The sequence below is a fragment of the Sphingobacterium tenebrionis genome (genome assembly GCF_037126265.1).
Classification (GTDB): Bacteria; Bacteroidota; Bacteroidia; order Sphingobacteriales; family Sphingobacteriaceae; genus Sphingobacterium; species Sphingobacterium tenebrionis.
The window spans coordinates 78,414-100,092 of the sequence record NZ_JAYLLN010000005.1 but is presented as its reverse complement, the minus strand read 5'-3'; the positions used below and the strand labels follow the sequence as shown (position 1 = coordinate 100,092).

At 38.7% G+C, this 21,679-nt stretch carries 11 protein-coding genes; 9 read left to right on the top strand and 2 right to left on the bottom strand.

The window, feature by feature from the left end:
• Window positions 1-167: 167 nt before the first annotated feature.
• Window positions 168-848 carry a tRNA (guanosine(37)-N1)-methyltransferase TrmD gene (gene trmD, locus VJ786_RS03885; RefSeq protein WP_336557300.1) on the bottom strand — a complete coding sequence of 227 codons (681 nt, stop codon included), beginning with the start codon at window positions 846-848 and terminating at the stop codon, window positions 168-170.
• A 396-nt stretch (window positions 849-1,244) separates the two neighbouring features.
• On the opposite strand from trmD, the gene VJ786_RS03880 reads away from it, so the two are divergent.
• The 8 genes from VJ786_RS03880 to VJ786_RS03845 all read left to right on the top strand — a co-directional run bounded on the left by VJ786_RS03880 (window position 1,245) and on the right by VJ786_RS03845 (window position 18,192).
• A complete protein-coding gene (locus tag VJ786_RS03880; protein WP_336557299.1) occupies window positions 1,245-4,487 on the top strand; it encodes a SusC/RagA family TonB-linked outer membrane protein in 3,243 nt (1,080 codons plus the stop codon).
• A gap of 10 nt (window positions 4,488-4,497) precedes the next feature.
• Window positions 4,498-5,928 carry a SusD/RagB family nutrient-binding outer membrane lipoprotein gene (locus VJ786_RS03875; protein WP_336557298.1) on the top strand — a complete coding sequence of 477 codons (1,431 nt, stop codon included), beginning with the start codon at window positions 4,498-4,500 and terminating at the stop codon, window positions 5,926-5,928.
• Between the two features lie 11 nt (window positions 5,929-5,939).
• Entirely contained in the window at window positions 5,940-6,818 is an 879-nt protein-coding gene (locus VJ786_RS03870) for a DUF7015 domain-containing protein (protein WP_336557297.1), read from the top strand.
• A 608-nt stretch (window positions 6,819-7,426) separates the two neighbouring features.
• Complete coding sequence (locus VJ786_RS03865; RefSeq protein WP_336557296.1) at window positions 7,427-10,489, top strand: SusC/RagA family TonB-linked outer membrane protein; 3,063 nt, start codon at window positions 7,427-7,429, stop codon at window positions 10,487-10,489.
• A 5-nt stretch (window positions 10,490-10,494) separates the two neighbouring features.
• Window positions 10,495-11,994, top strand: coding sequence for a SusD/RagB family nutrient-binding outer membrane lipoprotein (locus VJ786_RS03860; protein WP_336557295.1), 1,500 nt, complete (start codon window positions 10,495-10,497; stop codon window positions 11,992-11,994).
• A 647-nt stretch (window positions 11,995-12,641) separates the two neighbouring features.
• Window positions 12,642-15,812: a SusC/RagA family TonB-linked outer membrane protein gene (locus VJ786_RS03855; RefSeq protein ID WP_336557294.1), complete on the top strand. Its 3,171-nt coding sequence runs from the start codon at window positions 12,642-12,644 to the stop codon at window positions 15,810-15,812.
• A 19-nt stretch (window positions 15,813-15,831) separates the two neighbouring features.
• Window positions 15,832-17,373, top strand: a complete 1,542-nt coding sequence (locus VJ786_RS03850; protein WP_336557293.1) for a RagB/SusD family nutrient uptake outer membrane protein — start codon at window positions 15,832-15,834, stop codon at window positions 17,371-17,373.
• Between the two features lie 18 nt (window positions 17,374-17,391).
• Window positions 17,392-18,192: a hypothetical protein gene (locus VJ786_RS03845; RefSeq protein WP_336557292.1), complete on the top strand. Its 801-nt coding sequence runs from the start codon at window positions 17,392-17,394 to the stop codon at window positions 18,190-18,192.
• Window positions 18,193-18,426: 234 nt separating this feature from the next.
• Here VJ786_RS03845 and VJ786_RS03840 read toward each other — a convergent pair whose 3' ends face one another.
• On the bottom strand, window positions 18,427-19,485 hold the full coding sequence (locus VJ786_RS03840) for an Mrp/NBP35 family ATP-binding protein (protein ID WP_099367248.1): 1,059 nt from the start codon (window positions 19,483-19,485) through the stop codon (window positions 18,427-18,429).
• Window positions 19,486-19,599: 114 nt separating this feature from the next.
• On the opposite strand from VJ786_RS03840, the gene VJ786_RS03835 reads away from it, so the two are divergent.
• Complete coding sequence (locus VJ786_RS03835) at window positions 19,600-21,678, top strand: transglycosylase domain-containing protein (protein ID WP_336557291.1); 2,079 nt, start codon at window positions 19,600-19,602, stop codon at window positions 21,676-21,678.
• Window position 21,679 lies beyond the last annotated feature (1 nt).

Below are 21,679 nucleotides of genomic sequence, written 5' to 3'. Positions count from 1 at the left end.
TGATTATGAAAATCTTTATCTATAAAATATACCACCTCCCGACTTATTTAGTCAGAAGCCACCAACGGTTAGTATATTTATTTTGTGTCAACATAATTCACAAAATTAGTAGAAAAATTGATATAGCAAAGATTTTTTGTAAAAAAAACAAAAAACACTCGTTATTCTTAGTCATTTAGCAAATCTGGTCTTCTTTCTTTTGTTCGTTGTAATTGCTGTTCATGGCGCCAGGCTGTGATTTTGGCTTCATGACCACTCAAAAGGATGTCGGGTACTTTATGGCCATTCCAATCCACGGGTCTGGTATAAATGGGCGCATCTAAAAGTCCATCTTGGAACGAATCCGAAAGGGCGGAAGTTTCATCCGATAATACACCTGGAATTACCCGTACAATGGCATCCACCAGGATTGCCGCTGGAAGTTCCCCGCCTGAAAGGACATAATCACCTATGGATATTTCCTTCGTAACATAGATGTCCCTAATGCGTTGATCAATTCCCTTGTAATGACCACAAAGGATAATGATGTTTTTATTGCTTGAAGATAAGCCATTGGCCATTTCCTGATTGAGGGTTTCCCCATCCGGGGTCATGTAGATGATCTCATCGTAATTACGTTCAGACTGCAGCTTTTCGATACAGGCCGCAAATGGTGCAATCTGCATCACCATACCTGATCCGCCTCCATAAGGGTAATCATCTACAGATTTTTGCTTATTCGAAGCGTATTCCCTCAAATTATGGACATGGATCTCTGTAAGACCTTTCTTTTGGGCTCTTTGTAATATGGAATGTGCAAATGGGCTATCCAGTAAGCCCGGTAACACTGTAATGATATCAAATCGCATCTTGCAAAGTTAGGATATTGTGCTTAAAAGTGGGCATAATCCATTTGGAGAAATTTTAATAATTAAAATATAAAATTTGTTGCAATATTATAATAATATAATTGAATTGTTCCAAAAAAAATAATTAATCAGATAAATTTTTATCCATATATTATTTAATATATAAAATTATTAATTAAATCATTTTGTTTTAGTAAGCGCTTATAATTTTAATATCATATTCATTAAAAAAATTATATTTCTCATGCTATTTTTTGTTCATTTAGAAATAAATTCAGAAATAATGGCATTTTTTTGTAACAATCATGTAGTAAAAATACTTTTGATACGAGGTTTAACAATTATTAACGTTTTAGGCCGGTAATAACCAGATAATTTAACTAAACAACAACAAACATGAAACAAAAATTACTCCGAGTATTTTTGCTTTGTACCATGCTTATCGGGGTGGTATATGCGCAAAATCGCCAAGTGAGTGGTAAAGTGACTTCTGCAGAGGATGGATCCCCAATTAGTGGTGTTACCGTATCTGTTCAAGGGGCCAACATTGCTACACAAACCGATGGATCTGGAAATTATTCCATCAATGCGCCAGCCAATGGGCGTTTATCATTCCGATATGTGGGATATACCTCCCAAATTATCACCATTGGTACTCAAAGTACAATTAATGTTCAATTAACGGCTGACCAGGGCAATCTGGAAGAAATTGTGGTAACCGGTGCTTATGGTATCCGCGAAAATACCAAAGCTGCGCCATTTAGCTCACAAACATTAAAAGCAGATGCGGTGAATGTTACTCGTCAACCAAACTTGAATAATGCGTTGGCAGGTCAAGTAACGGGTTTGCAAGTTCGTTCTCAATCTGCTGCCGCTTTAGGTAGAAATACCGAGATCAGGTTAAGAGGTGCTTCTGGGTTTGGTGCAGGAGATGGAGCAATCTATGTAGTAGACGGAACTATCCTTCCAAACTCTGATGATATTAACATTGATGACATTGAAAGTGTAACTGTACTTCAAGGTCCAGCAGCATCTGCTCAATTTGGTTCCCAAGGAGCTAATGGAGCTGTAGTGATTACTTTGAAAAAAGGTTATCGTGGAGATTATCTTGGTATTGATTTGAACTTAGGAGCAACATTTGATAATGTTTACATTTTGCCGAACTACCAAAACTCCTATGCGGGGGGTTCTTCTGCTGCCATGAAAAAGTATACTTGGACACCCGGGCAACCTGAAGAATGGAAAGCATTGGACGGTAAATACTATCATGACTATTCGGATGATGCTTCCTGGGGACCACGTATGGTAGGGCAGGAATATATTCCATGGTATGCTTGGTATGGTGGTCATTCTCGCTCTTTCCAAACGACAAGTTTAGTTCCTCAAGAAAACAATGCTAGGGAATTTTACGAAACTGGGGTTGTTTTGAACAACAGTATCGCCATTTCAAAAGGTGGTGAAAATTACATGACCAAAATTTCTTATACCAACCAGGATATCAATGGTTTAATCCCTACTTCTGGATTGAAAAGAAATATTCTGAATGTCACAGGTGAATTGGATCTAAGCACTAAATTTAAAGCGGGGGTTAATATCAACTATGTCACCCAACGCTTAAAAGGTGAAATTGATGATGCCTATTCCAATCAAACGACTGGTTCATTTAACCAATGGTTCCACCGTGATTTGGATATGGATATCTTAAAAGAATTAAGAGGATTAAGAACAGAAGATGGCATCTTTGCTTCTTGGAACAAAGCTAACCCAGGAGCGTATGACCCAGAAAATCCACGTGGATTCTATGCAGCAAACTATTGGTATAACCCTTATACCTATTATGATAACATCGATCGTGCAAACCAAAGAGATCGACTGTACGGAAATATTTATTTCAAATATCAGGTTTATAAGGATTTGAGCTTTACAGCTACTTATCGTAAACAACAGAATACAACATTTTGGGAGTATATGTACAGGTCTGATTTAGATCAATCAGGTTTACAGACTTCTGGAAACAATCCATTGGTTAAGGGATATTATGGAACAGGTAATACCTATTCAAACCGTACGAATTTTGAGATCATGGCAAGCTACAATAAGAGAATCAGTGATTTTTCAATTGATGCAAATGTAGTAACCGATTTCTTCAGAGCACGTTCAAATGAAAATTCCGGAAATACGGTGGATGGTCTAACGGTTGATAACCTTTTCACTTTATCCAATTCAAAAAGCCAAGCAAACCAATATAACTATAGAAGTAGAGAAGGTTACAATGCCATTTTAGGAAGAGGTGTATTTGGGTATAAGGACATGTTATTCGCGAATATTACCTTGAGAAATGACTGGTTCTCTACATTACCAGCGGATCGTAATTCCGTATTATCTAAATCATTTGGTGCTTCCTTCATTTTCTCTGATCTAATCAAAGAAAGTACACCATGGTTAAGTTATGGTAAATTAAGATTTGCTTGGGGAGAGATTCCAATGGCATTCGGAACAGGGACGTCTTTTGGTGCCTATGCATATCCAGGGATGGCGTATGGCGTGAATCAATATAAATGGAACGGAATGGCCTTGACCTCAACACCAGATGGATTGGTTGATCCAGACTTGAGAGGTTCTGTTGTCTCACAAAAAGATATGGGTATTGAGTTGAGGTTCTTAAATGATCGCATCGGATTAGAATTCACATACTTTGATGGTTCTCAAATTGATTTTCCAAGATCTATCACGTTGAATGGAGCGTCTGGATATAGCTCTATCTTAACGAATGTGGGTCGAATTGAGAAAAAAGGTTTTGAATATATTTTGTCAGGTACTCCAGTTAAGAACGATAATGTGCTTTGGAATATTAAAGCAACCTTGTCTGACTTGAAGGACAATGACGTGACTGAAATCAGCGAAAAATATGGTGTTGATCGTATTGTAGTGGCAGGCGTTTGGGGAAGTACCATGCCTACTTTAATTCATGAAGTGGGTAAACGTTGGGGCCAAATCTATGGTAATGGTATCAAACGTAATGCGGATGGTGTTCAAATCGTTGGTGATGATGGTATGCCATTAAACGATAAAGTATTCTTTGGGTCGGCTTTACCCCGTTTTACCGGTGGTGTTCAAAACTCCGTGAGTTATAAGAACTTCTCTTTGAGTGCAAATATTGACTGGCAGTTTGGTGGTAAGTTCGTTTCCCTATCTAACATGTTTGGTTCATTCTCAGGTCTAACCGCAAGAACAGCAACATTGAATGACAAAGGAAATCCTATCCGTGATGCGGTTGCTGATGGTGGTGGTGTACGTGTCGACGGTGTTACTGAAGATGGTGAGGCCGTTACAACATATGTTGGTGCGCAGGAATATTTCCAAGGTTTGTACAATAACTCAACATTTGATGATTATATCTATGATCTGACTTTTGTGAAGTTAAGAGCTGTTTCACTTGGATATAATGTGCCGGTTAGAAACCTTTCTTGGAGCAAATTTATCCGTTCTGCAAACATTTCTGTGGTTGCAAATAACCCATTGTTGATTTATGCAAAGACGAAAGATTTTGATCCTTCAGAAGTTTCAGCAGTTGAGGGTGAGCGCGGACAATTGCCTGGTACTAGAGGGATTGGATTTAATTTACGTATTGGATTTTAATATTTAAAAGATGAAAAAGAGATTAATATATATACTAATTGCTACTGGCCTTTTGGCGTCGAGTTGTGATGCGTTGTCGGATTTTGGGGATATGAATGACAATCCAAATGCGACTACCAATCCAGCAGCATCCGCTTTATTGACCAATGTTTTGGCCGGCTTTGGAGGCTATACATCGACAGGTCAATATGCCCCTGCATTATATTCTCAATATCTGTCAGAAACACAATATACCGATGCTTCGTTGTATGCATTAGCACAGCCTGCATTTACGGGTTATTATTCGGGTCACTTAACAGATTTGGTGGATTATAAAAAAAGAACAGAAGGTAGCGTAAATGCTTCAGCAGTTGCTACTATTCTTCAACAATATATTTTCGGGTATGTGACGGATTTGTGGGGTGATGTTCCTTATTCAGAAGCATTGCAACAAGTCGTGCCTAAATATGATACACAAGAGGAAATATACAAAGGTATTCTTGCGAAATTAACCGAGGCAGAAGGCCAATTGTCACCCGCTGCTGGGGGAGTTCCCGGAGATATCATCTTTAATGGTGATGTTGCTAAATGGAAAAAATTCGCGAATTCCATTCGTATGATCTATTCCCTACAATTATCAAAACGTTATCCAGGAGCCTCAGAATATGCAGCGACAGAATTTAAAGCGGCATTAGCAGATTCAGATGGTAGCATTGCAACCAACGAAGATAACTTTGTTATCAATTACCCTGGAGGAAATTTTAAAAACCCATGGCGTAATACATATGATGGTCGTAAAGATTATGCAGAAAGTAAAACCATGACCGATATCATGGCCAGTCTTGCGGATAACCGTCAGAATGCTTTTGGGGGTGCGAATGATGACTTCAATGCTGCAAATGCGTTGTTAACTTCCAATAAAGGATTTCCATATGGCTTAAGAAGAGCGAATGCTGAAGCTTTTGCTACGGCAAATACAGATTTTGCGCGTGTATTAAGAGGAGACTTCAGAACGGAAACATCTCCTTTGGTAGTGATGAGTGCCGGTCAAGTACTTTTGGCTAGAGCAGAAGCTGCAAAAAGAGGCTGGACATCTGATGTATTAGCTAATGTATACAGAACAGGTATCGAATTAAGTTTCAAACAGTGGGGGCAAACTGCTGCTGCGACATATTTTACGCAGAATGGAGTTGTCTTAGCTGGTGATGATTCAGATCTAACCAAAATTGCATTACAACGATATATCGCTCACTATCCGGATGGTAGAATGGGGTGGAATATCTGGCGTAAATCAGGTGTTCCGACATTGGTTCCAGCACCGGATGCTGTAGCAGGATCTACAATTCCGCGCCGTTACCAATATTCTCCTAATGAGTACACTACGAATGAAAGTGTTAATGAGGCGGTAGCAAGATTAGAAGGTGGAGATAAAATGTCTTCTAGAATATGGTGGGACAAATAAAATCGCGAAAAATGAAAATCAACTTTTTTAAATATTTATTGGCCTTCTTTGTACTAAGTTTTACTTTACAAGGTTGTGTTAAAGAATCATTCCCAGGGGATGATCTAGGAGATAATGGTACAACGTTTTTAAAAACTCCTGCTGGAGACTTTGTTGTGCATTGGTTGAGTCCTTTTCAAACGAAACAAAAGATTAGTCTTTTTGATTTGTTTAAAGATGCACATAACAGTACGGAGTTGAACAGTAAACAAACTGTTAAAATGTTGTTCAACCAGAGTATTATTGATGCATACAATGAAGAGCATGAAACAGAACTGGTACCATTGCCATCTGATTTTTATACTTGGGCAAATGGTCAAGGTGTAGAAGTCGCTGGAAATAACATTTCCGTTAATTTTGGAGATGGTTTAATCTATGGGGATTTTTCCATTGAATTGGATGGTTCAAAGTGGACTGATTTAGCTTCCAAATATGCATTGGCATTTGAAATCACTGATTATGGTAATCTAACGCCATCTTCTGATCTAACAGATACTATTGTTGTGCAATTGGGATTAAAGAATGCGTATGATGGTGTATATCGTTATCAAACATCAGGAGCTACTTCATTGGTGCCTAATGCGGATAAAACGGTAACTTTAGAGACGACTGGTGAACATACAGTTCGTTTATATCCAGGTCTATTGGCTACCTATTCCAATGAGGTTTCTTATACTATTGACCCAGTAACATTCCACGTAACAGTTACTTGTCCATCGTTAGGGGTTCAAACTCCACAAGATGCAAGAAGTAATTGGGACCCTGAAAAGAAAATCCTGACCGTATTCTGGAAACAAGGAAATGGAGGTCGAACTTTTGAGGAAACATTTACCTTCTTAAGGGCTAGATAGTACAATTTTTTTAAATAGTAAATTTCATAAATAATTAGACCGCACCTTTTGGTGCGGTCTTTTTTTGTTACAAACTTTTTGTCATTTTTTTTGGGGATTAAAGTGTCGTGTTTTCAACCAAATGATGTGCTGAGTGTTTTCCAAATATTATTCGGTATAAGAACATATCATTAAATAATTATAAAATAATTATCATATAAAAATGGATAATCCATAAAAACCATTGGATTTTAACGTATTAAATTCTGCCAAATATCTTTTCCTTAATTTAGTTATCATTTACAAAGTTTTTACCATTTATTGACTTAAAATAAATAGTTGTACAAGCAACTCATTTATAGAAACATATAATTACACAAATTAGCTACGAAATCTTAGTTAATTATCAATTTAAGTCAAAATATTATTTCAGAAAGACTTTGTCGACAAAATTTATCCTAAACCTTAAAATCAGGTTTTCACAACAACTTTTACCCATTCCAATTGTTAAATTTTAAATAAAATTTGGACTTGTTTGTTGAGTATTTAAACAAACTCTATATTTGACCACTGTTTAACAAAATTTAACAACTCCTGTTAAGAATAATTTAATTAATAACTAAACATCTATGAAACAAAGATTACTCAGCTTAATTTTTGTGATGACCTGCCTGGTAGGGGTAGCGTTCGCACAGAATCGCCAAGTGAGTGGGAAAGTGACATCGGCAAGTGATGGTGCTCCGCTAAGTGGAGTTTCCGTAACAGTTGCGGGATCAACGACTGGTACCCAAACTGATGCTGATGGTGATTATACCATCTCCGCTGCAAACGAATCCACCTTGATTTTCTCATACATAGGTTATGAGACTCAACGTGCTCGTGTCGGCGAAAAAACAACCGTAAATGTAGCAATGGTAGCTTCTGATAATGCCATTGAAGAAGTATTGGTTACCACAGCTTATGGTATCAAGAGATCTGCAGCATCTACTGGTTATTCAAACCAAACCTTAGACAGCAAAGCCTTGACAGAAGGTAAGGTGGTTAACCTGGTTACAGGTTTACAATCAAAAGTAGCAGGTCTACAGGTGAACTTATTGAACAATGGGGTAAACCCATCTACTCGTGTGGTATTGCGTGGTAATCGTTCCTTGTTAGGAAATAACCAAGCATTGATCGTTATCGATGGTACACCTGTTCCAAACAGCATGTTGGCAGCCTTGAACCCAAACGACATTGAGTCGACTACGGTATTGAAAGGTGCAAATGCCGCTAACATTTATGGTTCCGAAGGTGTAAACGGGGTATTGATCATTACCACGAAAAAAGGTGCTAAAGGATCGGCGGTCATTAATTTCTCCAATACTACCTCCTTAGAATCGGTTTCTTTTCTTCCAAAAATGCAGGACAAATTCGGTAATGGATATGACCTAGAAACCTATGTTCCTTACGAAAATACCTCTTGGGGTCCAAAATATGATGGAAGTGAAGTGGTTGTTGGTCCTACTTTGGTGAATGGTAACGAATGGAAATTACCTTATTCTTATATCAAAGATGAAAAGATGAACTTCTGGGATTTAGGAACAACTATCCAGAATGATGTTTCTGTTTCTGGTGGTGATGATAATGGTACTTATTATGCAAGTTTCCAGGATGTAGTTCTTAAAGGTATTGTCCCTAAAGACAAGAACAGAAGAACTGGTGGACGTTTTAATGCTTCCCGTAAGTTTGGAAACCTGACTTCATCTTTTAATTTGAATTATGCTTATCAAAATCCTGATATGACTGTATCGGGTGTATATGATAACCTATTGAACGTTCCTCAAAACGTGCCTATTACCCAATTGAAAGATTGGCAGAACAATGAATTTGCTACTCCTGATGGTTATTTCTCCGGATATTATATCAACCCTTATTTTGGAATTGATAACAACCGTAGAAATACACGTCAAGAAACATTCAATGGAAATTTGGAATTGAAATATGATTTTGCTGATTGGTTATCCGCAACATACCGTCTAGGAAACTATGCGTTCAATACCAACTACAAAGAATATAATGCTAAAGTTGCTTATACCAAAGCATACGATAGACCTACTGATAATCCAGGTTCGGTTACTGACCGTTCCGATAACGTCAATAGATTGAACTCCGATATTTTCGTGCAAGCACAAAAGAAGGTAAGTGATTTCGATCTAGGATTTATTTTAGGTAATACCGTTAGAACCGACTATACCAAATTCAACTCGATTACAGCCAATGCATTGGTTGTTCCAGGATTATATAATGTGTCCAACCGTTTGGGCGAAGCTACAGTAGGTTCTGATTATACAAAAAGAACGACTGTCGGCTTGTTCGGTCAGATTGATGTAAACTACAAAGACATGTTATACCTGTCGGTAAGTGGTAGAAATGATTGGACTTCTGTTTTGGATGAAACAAAAAGAAGTTATTTCTATCCAGGAGTTTCCTTGTCCTTCATCGCATCTGAAGCATTTCCTTCCATCAAAGAAACTACGCCTATTAACTTCTTGAAGTTATATGCTTCAGGTAATAGAACAGCGAATGTTAACTTAGGTGCTTACAACCTACAGACAGCATTTGATATCGCTCCTGGTTTCCCTTATGGCAATAGACCTGGATTTACAGTAGGAAATACCTTCGCTAATCCAGATTTGAAACCAGAATTTGTAAACTCTTATGAAGGTGGTATCCAATTGGGCATGTTCAACGACAGGTTGAATTTTGAAGGTACTTATGCATACAGTATTTCCGATGGTCAGATCATCCCGATTTCTACTTCTTGGGCAACAGGTTATGATCGTGCTTATGTAAATGCTGGTACAGTAACCAATAATACGATAGAATTATCTCTAAGAGGTACACCGGTATTAACCAATGATTGGAAATGGGATATTGGTATGAACTTTACCCACTACGATAACAAGGTTACCGATCTTTACCAAGGTTTGGATGAGATCCCATTGGGAGGTTATGCAAACTCCGCATATGTTTATGCAGTGAAAGGTGAAGCGTATCCGGTAATCAAGACTACCGCTTACGAGCGCGACCCGCAAGGAAGAATTGTTGTCGATAAAGAAACAGGTTATCCTGTTCGTGCCGCAGCGATGAAAATTATGGGACAGACCAATGCGCCTAAAAACTTTGGTTTGAACACTTCAGTTCGTTACAAAGAATTAACGCTTGCCGCACAATTGGATTACCGTACAGGTAATGTATTCTACAACCGCGTAGGTAATACCAACAATTTCACAGGTTTATCATGGGAAAGTGCGCAGTATGACCGTCAGCCATTCGTGATTCCAAATTCTGTTTACCTAGAAAATGGTAATTACATCGAAAACACATCGATCAAAACACAAGATGGCGGTTTTGAATATTGGTACAATCAACACAATACCATCCAAGAAAACTATGTTAAAGATGCTTCTTTCTTAAAACTAAGAGAGGTTTCATTAACTTATAGCTTGCCGTACAGATGGTTGGAAAACCAAAAAGTAGTTAAACGTGCTTCTATCGGTTTGGTTGGTCGTAACCTATTCATGTGGTTGCCAAAAGAAAATATCTACACCGATCCAGAATTCAGTTTCACGGATGGAAACAGTCAAGGTATTTCTGATATGATCAATCCTCCAACCAGGATTTATGGTTTTAATCTTAATATTACATTCTAAGAACAATGAAAAAGATTTTCAAATATATAGCTGGTATTGCAATTGCATCGACCGTTCTGGCAGGATGCGGAAAGGGGTTTTTGGACATTAATGAAAATCCGAATAGACCCGTCACTGCAACACCTAACCTGATTTTAACATCGGGTCTAAATAGAACATCAGCCTTAGTTAGTACCACTTTAAATGAAATTGGATCGGTTTGGGCAGGGTATTGGGCTCCAGCAACCGATTATTTATGGTATATCAACAATAAGCAGTATAACGTAACGCCTAACTTCGGTACGGCAGTTTTTGAAACGTCATTTGATATCCTAAGTGATTTCCAAGCGGTTCAAGATGCTGCAGTAGCAGCAAACATGAACTATTACCAAGGTATTGCAGGTATCATGAAGGCCTACCACTTCCAAAATTTAGTGGATGCCTATAATAATGTGCCATATACCGAAGCATTGAAAAACACGCAGAACATCCGTCCCAAATATGATGAAGGTCAGGCAATCTATGATGATTTGATCAAACAATTGGATGCAGCTATTGCGTTGATCAAATCTGCTCCTGAAACAGAAGCTAAACCTCAGGGAGAAGATATCTATTTTGCAGGAAACATGACAAACTGGATCAAGTTTGCCAATACGCTGAAATTACGTATCCTATTGCGTCAATCGGAAATACCTGGAAAAGACGCGACCATCAAAGCCGAGATTGCGAAAATCGTGTCAGAAGGTTCTGGTTTTAGTGATGCAGGAGTGTATGGTCAGCCGGGGTACACCTCTTCAGCAACTAAAATGAACCCATTCTGGGAAGGCTATTATGCCAATTCCGCTGGGTCGGCTACCAGTAACTATAAGGCGACTAGACCTACAAAATACATTGTCAACAATTATTTGTCAAATAATGACCCACGTATTGATCAAATGTACCTGAAGGTCTCTGGAGCATTTAAAGGTATTGAATTAGGAAGAAATACCGGAGACTCAGAAGCGGCTTTATATAAGTCATCAGTTACTTCTGCATTTCTTACCAATGGTGGGATACTAAAAAGCGCAACCCAAAAAGCTGTCATTATGTTGCCTTCTGAAAGTCTGTTCTTACAGGCTGAAGCAGTGGCAAGAGGATGGATGACGGGTGATGCAAAAGCATTGTACAACAAAGCCATTGAAGAATCCTTTGTTTTCTTAGGGGTGCCTGATGCAGCTGCAGCTGCTGCAACCTATGCTGGACAGGCAATCAATAAAGTAGGATATGATGCCTCTACCAATAAAGTGGAAGCCATTATATACCAAAAATGGTTGGCATTGAACAGTGTCAGTGGTTGGGAAGCATGGACAGAATTTAGACGTACTAAATTCCCTACGGACAACCCGCTTTCGTTGAACGCTATTAAGCCTATCCATCCTAAAAGATTAGTTTACCCTTCTTCTGAATATGGTAGAAACGGGGATGAAGTAGAAAAACAAGGAGATATCGATACATTCACTTCCAAGATTTTCTGGGATACTAAATAGAGATAACTCTTGAAAATTAATGGATTAAGGCCGACAAGTTCAATTGTCGGCCTTTTTTGTAAATCCCCATTTTTAAATGAATATTTCCTGTCAAATTTTAAAATTTTCCAAATAATGCATAATTGTTACAATTACGATTTAATCCATTTTCTACAACCGTCTAATTGAGTTTATGAAAATCATTTTGTTGACGATATAAAATTCTGTGTTACATTATTTAGCTGTTTTAGAAGTTGTTTTTTGAAAAAAAAATTGAATTAAAATTTTGCTAATATAACGTTATACGTTATTTAATACTTCTTGCATTAACACCATCCTATCCTTAAAAAATAATTCACGTTTTAATAATATTCAAGTAATATTCAATCCTCTGAAAAACAGAAAGATAATAGCTGATTTTATTCCACTTTTTAGTATTATGTTTATCATTTTTTGCCATTTTTTTATTAAATATAATCTGCACATTAAAAAAATTATATAGCAAAATAAAATAGGTTGAATTAGCAACTTTTTAGAGGATAGTTTTATCAAGATTTGAATTAACAGCGCATTAATTTGTTGTTTTTTTAAACAAAGGCTATATTTGACAATTGTTTAACAAAATTTAACAGTCTCTGTTTTAAAATTTTTAATTATTAAAAAACTTTATGAAACACAAATTACTCAGCTTAATTTTTGTGTTAACATGCCTTATTGGGGTAGCGTTTGCACAAAATCGTCAAGTGAGTGGTAAAGTGACATCTGAAGCAGATGGAACACCGCTTGGCGGAGTATCAGTAAATTTGGTCGGCACAAGTACGGCTACACAAACTGATGCTTCAGGAAACTACAGCATTTCTGTTGGGGAAAATGCTACACTTAACTTTTCGTATGTTGGTTACACCAGCAAACGTGTTGCGGTAGGTACTCAAACTACCATTAACGTTTCTTTGACAGGTTCAGACCAAGAATTGGATGAGATTTTGGTTGTTGCTTATGGTACAGCTAAAAAATCATCGTTTACAGGATCTGCTTCGACCGTTAAGTCAGATGTTATTGAAAACCGTTCCATCTCAAGTATTACAAAAGCATTAGATGGTGCAGCTCCAGGTGTGGTTTCTACCTTAGGTACTGGTCAGCCAGGTTCAAATGCAACAGTGCGTGTTCGTGGTTTCGGATCAATCAATGCTTCTTCAAATCCTTTATATGTTGTTGATGGTATTCCTTTCGATGGCGATTTGAACTCGATCAACCCTAATGATGTGGAAAGTTTAACCATCTTGAAAGATGCAGCAGCATCTACTCTTTATGGTTCTAGAGCAGCGAATGGGGTGGTGATGATCACAACAAAATCTGGTAAGAATACGAATGGTAAAATCAACATTAACTTCAAAGCGAATGTAGGTGTAAACTCGAGAGCAGTTGGAAGATATGATGTGATGAATTCACAAGAATATCTTGAAACTGTATTCCAATCCTATAAAAACCGTGAAATCTTTTTGTTAGGCGTTCCTGAATCTGAAGCGGGACAAAATGCGGTAAACAAAATGAAAGGTACTGTAGATCCAATTTTTGGTCTTAACGAGCAATATAACCCATATAATGTTCCTGTTGATCAATTATTCGATCTAGCTACTGGAAAAATCAATCCTAATGCTTCTTTGAAATGGGAAGATAACTGGTTAGACGAGGTAATGGCAAACAATCCTGTTCGTCAAGAATATCAATTTGATGCTTCTGGTGGTTCCGATAAGTTTAAAGCGATGGCATCCATGAACTACTTGAAAGACCAAGGCTTATTGAAAACTACGGCTTTTGATCGTTATTCTGGTCGCTTGAACAACGAATTCACACCTGTTGATTGGTTTAAAGCTTCTTTGAGTGGTAATTTCTCCAAAACATCATCAAATATGTTGAATGCTACAGGTTCATCAACTTCGAACGTATGGTATTCTGCTGAGCAAATGGCTCCAATCTATCCGATCTGGGAACGTGATGCTGATGGTGGATATGTTTTGGATGCAGATGGTGAGCGTTTATTTGATTATGGCCCGAACCGTGCTTCAGGAGCGCAACAAAAATTCAATTCCATTGCCGTATTATACGATGATAGATATTTTGACTTCCGCGATAATGCTGGAGTTCGTAGTACCATCGAATTCAATACAAGAGATGAAAAATATGGTGCTTTCCAAGGTTTTGCTTTAGCATTCAACTTAGGAACAGACTATGTTTCTAATGCATATACCTATTATTACAACCCTTATTTCGGTAATGCGGCAGGATCTGGACGTTTGAATAAGGAATGGACTAAAACATTCTCTTATACTTTCAACCAGTTATTGACGTATAACCGTTCTTTCGGACTACATAACGTGGATGCCTTGATTGGACATGAAAGCTATGCTTTTAAATTCAATTTATTATCTGGTCAAAAAACAGGTTTCCCTTTTGGTGGAATCTTTGAATTGGCTCCAGGTTCTTCTATTACAGGATCTGACTCTTACGAGAATAACGAAACGCTTGAGTCTTATTTCTCCAGAGTACAATACGATTATAACAACAAATACTTCCTTTCTGGTAGTTTCCGTACAGATGGTTCTTCTCGTTTTCATGAAGATATCAGATGGGGTAACTTCTGGTCATTAGGTGGTGCTTGGAAAATTTCTGAAGAAGAATTCTTACAAGGAAATGATTGGATCAACAGCTTAACCCTTAAGAGTAGCTATGGTGAGCAAGGTAACAATGGTTTGTTAACTGCATCTGGATCTCAAGCATATTATGCTTGGCAAGCTTTCTACGACCTAACTTACAACAATGGTAACAGCAATGGTGCTGGAGTGGTGTCCGTAGAAAACAAGAAAACTTCTTGGGAGAAAAACAGAAACTTTAACGTTGGTTTTGATGGACGTTTCTTAAACGACCGTTTAACCGTGACTTTCGATTGGTTCTCCAGAAAAACTTCCGATATGTTATTAAACCGTCCATTAGCCCTTTCTTTAGGATTTGATGGTTATTTTGATAATATCGGTGATATGGAAAACAAAGGTTTTGACTTATCGATCGGATATGATATTTTGAAAGACAATGGCGTGTTGTGGAATGTGACTGCAATGGGTTCAAAAATCAATAACAAAGTCATCAAATTAACGGATGAAAATAAAGAGATCATCGGTGGTTCTTCTATTATTCGTGAAGGTGAAGCGATCAACTCATTCTATATGGCTAGAAGTGCAGGTGTTGATCCAGCAACAGGTAGCCAATTATACTGGGTATACGACAATAAAGCTGACGAAGCAGACTTAAGCAAGCACTACATCTCTAGTGATAAAAACAAAGCTGCAGCAAGCCGTATCATCCAAGGTAACCGTATCCCGAAAATCAGTGGTTCATTGTCAACCAATGTAGCTTACAAAAACTTTGATTTCTCTATGATGACGACCTATTCAATTGGTGGTAAAATCTACGATGTAATCGGTTACAACTACTACAACCCATTGTATATTGGTAACAATTTCTCTCGTGAGATCTTGAGAGCTTGGAAACAACCAGGAGATATCACAGATGTTCCTCGTGTACAAAAAGAAGATACGCATACCTTAACTGACAGAGCGTTGGTAGATGCATCTTATTTTGCTATCAAAAACATTTCTATCGGTTATACTTTTGGATTTGAACGTTTCGGTCTGAAATCATTAAGAGTATTCGCACAAGGTGATAACTTGGCCATCTTCTCAGCACGTAAAGGTCTGAATCCACAATACAACTTTACTGGTACAACAGATTATTCTTATTCACCGAATAAAACAATTGCTGCCGGAGTAAATGTTAAATTTTAATATTTAATTGAAGATAATCATGAAAAAATTAATATATGCTTCTATTATTTCTTTAGCATTAGGTATGACCTCATGTAAAAAGGATTTCTTAGAAACAAGCCCTACCGATAGAATTGATGCGCCAACTATGTTGGAAAATGCTGATGGTGCACAGGTTGCCATGAACGGTATCTATCGTATGTTATACCTTAGTGGTTGGTCTACTGGTAATACAGACCAGAACTTTGGTATCATGTCTACCAAATTGTATACTTCTCTAATGGGAGAGGATATGGTTCAGGACGCGCAAGGAAACGGATGGTTCTATTTTGACTATAAATTCGATGTTCGTAGTCGTTACACAGCTACTACTTGGAGATCGTATGCAACTTGGAACTTCTATTACACCTTGATCAGTAATGCGAACTATATCCTAGCAGCGGAAACCACCGTAACAGGTGATGCTGATAAAATTGAGAATGTGATGGCTCAAGCACGTGCTATTCGTGCGTACGCTTATTTCCAATTGATCCAAGCATTCCAACAGACTTACAAAGGCCATGAATCTGCTCCAGGTGTACCTTTGTATACTGAACCTACTACTTCTTCTTCTCAAGGAGCTGGTAGAGGTACCGTGGAAGAAGTTTACACGCAAATCAATAAAGATTTGGATGATGCCATTACCGCTTTCGCGAAGAATAAAGGATTGCAGTTGCAAAAAACCAATATCGATTATTATTTAGCTAATGCGATCAAAGCAAATGTTTCTTTGGTTCAGAACAAATGGGATGATGCAGCTAAATACGCTGAGGAAGCTTTAACAAAACCAGGTTTGGCGATGATCTCTGGTGATGATCTATTATCAGGTTTCAATAATACCGGTTTGAAAAATGTACTTTGGGGCGCTGAAATCATTGCGGATCAAGCAACTGTCTATGCTTCATTTTTCTCCCATATGGATGCTTCTGCAGATCGCTATGCAGCATCTTCACGTAAATGTATTTACAACTGGTTGTATGATCAGATCCCTGCTTCCGATATTCGTAAGCAATGGTGGAATAATCAAACTGATGGAGGTGAGGCAGAAACAAAACCTTATAACCAAGTAAAATTCAGATATGCTGATAAAGCGTCTGATTTGGGAGATTATATCTTCATGCGTGCAGAAGAAATGCAATTGGTAAAAGCAGAGGCTTTAGCAAATGCTGGACGTTTAGCGGAAGCAAAAACAGCGCTTGAAGATTTGTTGAAACTAAGAAACCCATCTGGTTACCAAGCTATGTTAGCGAATGTGACCATGTCTAAAGACTTGACCATGGGATCTATCGGAGCTCCAAGAACGTTGATGGACCACATTATTCTTCAAAGACGTATTGAACTTTGGGGTGAAGCAGAACGTGCATTCGATATCTTACGTTTAAAAACTGGATTTGATAGAAAAGCAGGAAATACCAACCACTCTTTCTTCGTAAACTGGAATACATTAGAACCAGCGAATAAAGAAATGATCTTGACCATTCCTCAAAAGGAATTTGATGGTAATAAAAGTTTGGATGCTACAAAGGATCAAAACCCAATGTAATTATATAATTTGAATAAAATGAAAAAGAATATATTAAACGCTTTAGGGGTCTTTGCTCTTGTGTTAAGCATGACTTCTTGTGACAAAACAGAGGGACCTTTGTACCAAGGACCTGAAGACAAAATCAGCTTCATGAGTGGTACTACAAGTCTTGCAATGGAATCTGGTGTGTTGGAAATCCCTGTTGGACGTACTTCAACAGCTGGCGACCTTTCTGTTCCTGTTACCCTTACAGCAACTGGAGCAGGATATACAGACGTGTTCCAAGTGGCTGGTCCAGTTGAATTCAAAGCAGGTGAAGGTAAAGCTTATGCTAAAATCAATTACGGAGATTTCTCTAAAATTGACCCTAGTACCCTATCTGTTTCTGCAGTAGGAACGGATGTTAGGGCTGGTTTGGCTTTCCCGATCTCTCTTAATATTGATGATAAAAACATCAGCTATAGCAATATCAAGAAAATCAATATCAATGCTTCCAACATTTTGACTTTTGAAGATTTAGGTACTACTAAATTGGATTCTAAAGGAGGATGGGAAGGCGCTGTATTGGATGTTAAGATTCAAAAAGCACAAGGTGCGAATGTGTATAAAGTGGTTAACCCATTTGGTGGTGGTAGCTTTGCATTCATGATTAAATCCGATGGTAAAACCTTGACTTTCCCTAACCAAGTTATCTATAACCATCCTGATTATGGACCGGTTTCTATGACGAATGTTACAGGTACGGTATCTGGAAAAACAGTGACTATTAATGTTGCTGGTTACAATGTATCTGCTGGATCCTTTGGTTCTGGTGTGGAAATAATAACATTACCATAAAGAAAAACTAATAATAGTTTGAGTTTAAAATAAGAAGCTGCCCATTTGGGCAGCTTTTTGCGTTCTTACTGAAACCATACTGAAAGCATGGTGAAAGTATGTAAAATGTATGTTGAGCATATTAAAACATGCTTTACGCATGCTTTAGCCCTATTTTTTCAACGAAAACAGCCTTTTACCATAGAAAAACACCACATTTTTCAGGTTATAATACATCAAAAGAATTTTAGAAAATTACCTATTCGCTAAGATACTCAGTTCCTGTGCTACCCTTCCAGCTAGCACCCCAAAAGCTGCTGCCACAGGATCATCGCCATCCAAGGCTACCGGAAAACCGTTGTCTCCAGCATCCGATACCGATTTCACCAAGGGGATCTCTCCCAAGAAAGGCACCTGATTATCTGCCGCCAAACGTTTTCCTCCATCCTTACCAAAGATGTAGTATTTATTTTCCGGCAATTCTGCAGGCGTGAAATAGGCCATGTTCTCTACCACACCAATAATAGGCACCTGAACACCTTCCATCTGGTACATCGCCATGCCCTTGATCGCATCCGCTAATGCGACCTGCTGTGGGGTTGTTACAATCACAGCGCCAGATATCGGGTAGTTTTGGGCTACGGTGATGTGAATATCTCCAGTGCCAGGAGGCATGTCTACGACCAGGTAATCCAAATCGCCCCAATCCGTATCATTGAACAATTGCTTGATGGCAGAAGTCGCCATCGGTCCACGCCAAGGAATAGGTTGGTTCGGATCTGTAAAAAATCCGATGGACAATAATTTCAAACCAAATCGTTCGATAGGAACGATCTTGTTCTTTCCATCTGGAGTCTGTGTTGATTCGGGGCGAGCATGCTCTACACCAAACATCATAGGGACCGAAGGACCATAGATATCCGCATCCAACAGGCCTGTCTTTGCGCCCGAATTGGCCAAGGCAATCGCCAGATTGGCTGCCACGGTAGATTTACCAACACCACCTTTTCCAGAAGATACCAAAACAATGTTCTTAATGTTTTTTAACTGCGCTGTTTCTACCGCTTTAACACGGGCGGTCATATTGATCTCCACTTCGACTTCCTTGGAAACAAAAAGAGCAATCGCATTCTTGCAGGCATGTTCAATATGGCCCTTCATCGGGCATGCTGGAGTGGTCAACACCACATCAAATTTTATCTTATTAGGGAGGATTTCAATGTTCTCAATCATGTTGAGGGTAACCAGGTCTTTCTTTAAATCCGGTTCTTCCACATGACTTAAGGCATCAAGGATCTGTTGTTTCGTAATCATGAGTAAATATTAAGAATTACAAAACTAACTAAACCTACTCAATATCATGTCATCAAGATGTTTTTAATGTTTTTTACCTATTTTTATCAAAATTCAAGGTACGATATAGACGATATGACGGCAAATAATAACAAGTCCTTTCCAGCTTTCGGTTTTGTGAAGAAGAAGTGGTTTATCATTAGTGTTAGTGTTGTACTGGTTGTTTTATTGGTTGGTTTGATATGGGGGCTTTCCGTTCGGGGGGCCATGTTGGATAAGGCGGTAGGGAAAGTCAAACAGAAACTGAAGGACGATTACCAATTGAATTTTGAGGTGGGGGATTATCAATTCTCCGGACTGACTTCGGTGGATTTCAACCGCATCAAAGTAGTTCCAGATTCTGCTGAACAATTGGCAGCCATAGATAAATTTGAAGTTTCGGTTAAGGTATTTCCACTGTTGTTCGGGGATATCCGTATTGCCAATATGGAGTTGGTAAACGCAGATATTAGCCTGGTCAAGAAAGATAGTACTTCAAATTATGATTTTCTGTTCCGTAAAAAGGTAGATAAAGATAGCACGGATAAAAAAGAGGATGTCCGGACATTGGCAGAACGAGTAGACCATCTCTTTCAACAGGTTTTCGACAAGGTGCCTACCAACATGAGCTTGGAGAACGTCAGCCTTTCCTATACAGATAGCAGCTCTACCCAAGAAGTTCATATACCGAAAGGAGAAATCGATAATGGCGATTACAATATCGATGTTTTCTTGAACGACCAAGAAGCAAAATGGAATTTTGCAGGGAATGTTAATCCGGGCAAACAGACTTTAAGTGTTAAGGTATCCACCGAGAATAAGGGGGTTGAAGTTCCATTCATTGCCCAAAAATATGGTCTGCATGTGAGTTTCAATGAGCTTTCCTTCCACCTGGACGATGTTTCCCGTAAAGGGAAAGATTACTTGCAGGTCGTAGGTGGTTGGGACACGAAAAACCTGAAGGTATTCCATCGCCGTTTATCCTTGGAGCCTGTGCTATTACCGGCAGGTGCCGCCGATGGTGGGATCCTGATTTCGGAAAATACGGCCGAGCTGATGCCGGGAACCAAGGTGAAAGTGAAAGATTTTGAATTTGAACCGCATGCCAAATTTACGCGCAAGCCCAAGAAAATATTAGGATTGGCCGTACATACGGGTAGTTTTAAGGCGCAGCATTTCTTTGATGCCCTACCAGTGGGATTGTTTGAAAACCTGGATGGTATCCAAGTGGATGGCAATATTCAATATGACATGGATTTTGAAGTGGACCTGGATGATCCAGATAATTTGAGCTTCAGTTCCAAGATCGATGATTCCCAGCTGAAAGTCGTTAAATGGGGCAAGGCAGATATCGCCGCCCTGAATGGACCTTTTGTGTATGAAGCTTTTGAGGATAGTGTGAAAATGCGTGATATTATGCTGGATGCTACCAATCCTAATTTTACACCGCTTAATCAAATTGCACCTATCCTGAAGAAAACTGTCCTGAATACCGAAGATCCATTTTTCTATAAACATAACGGCTTTGAATTGGAAGCTTTCCAGCTATCCTTGGTGACCAATATCAAAGAGAAAAAATTCAAAAGAGGGGCAAGTACCATCTCCATGCAGTTGGTGAAGAATCTTTACCTCAACCGTAATAAGACCATGATGCGTAAGTTTGAGGAGATCCTGATGGTTTGGTTGATGGAACAATCCAAACAAGTGAGTAAGGACCGCTTGTTCGAGATTTACCTGAATGTAATCGAATGGGGTAAAAATGTGTATGGGATTGCCGAGGCATCCAAATACTATTTTGGTAAGACACCCGCAGAATTGACCATAGGCGAGAGTCTTTACCTATCGAGCATTATCCCGAGACCAAAAACAGGACTTTCGTCCTTTGATTATACCGGTCACCTGAAACCTTGGGTGCTGAAGCATTTCAATACCTATGGCTACATCATGACCAAAATGGACCAGTTGCATGATGAAAATGTGCCTGCAAACTATGGTTTCTACCAGGTTCAGTTGCAGCCCAATCTACGACCTCCACGTCCGGCTGGGGTGGTGGATACCAGCGCAAGCAGCGAGAGCATCCATGATATGGCCGATGAGATGGATAGGGAAGAGGAGCTACGTAAAAAATTATTGGAAAAACTTTTTGGTAAACAGCCACAACAAGAAGAAAACTAAG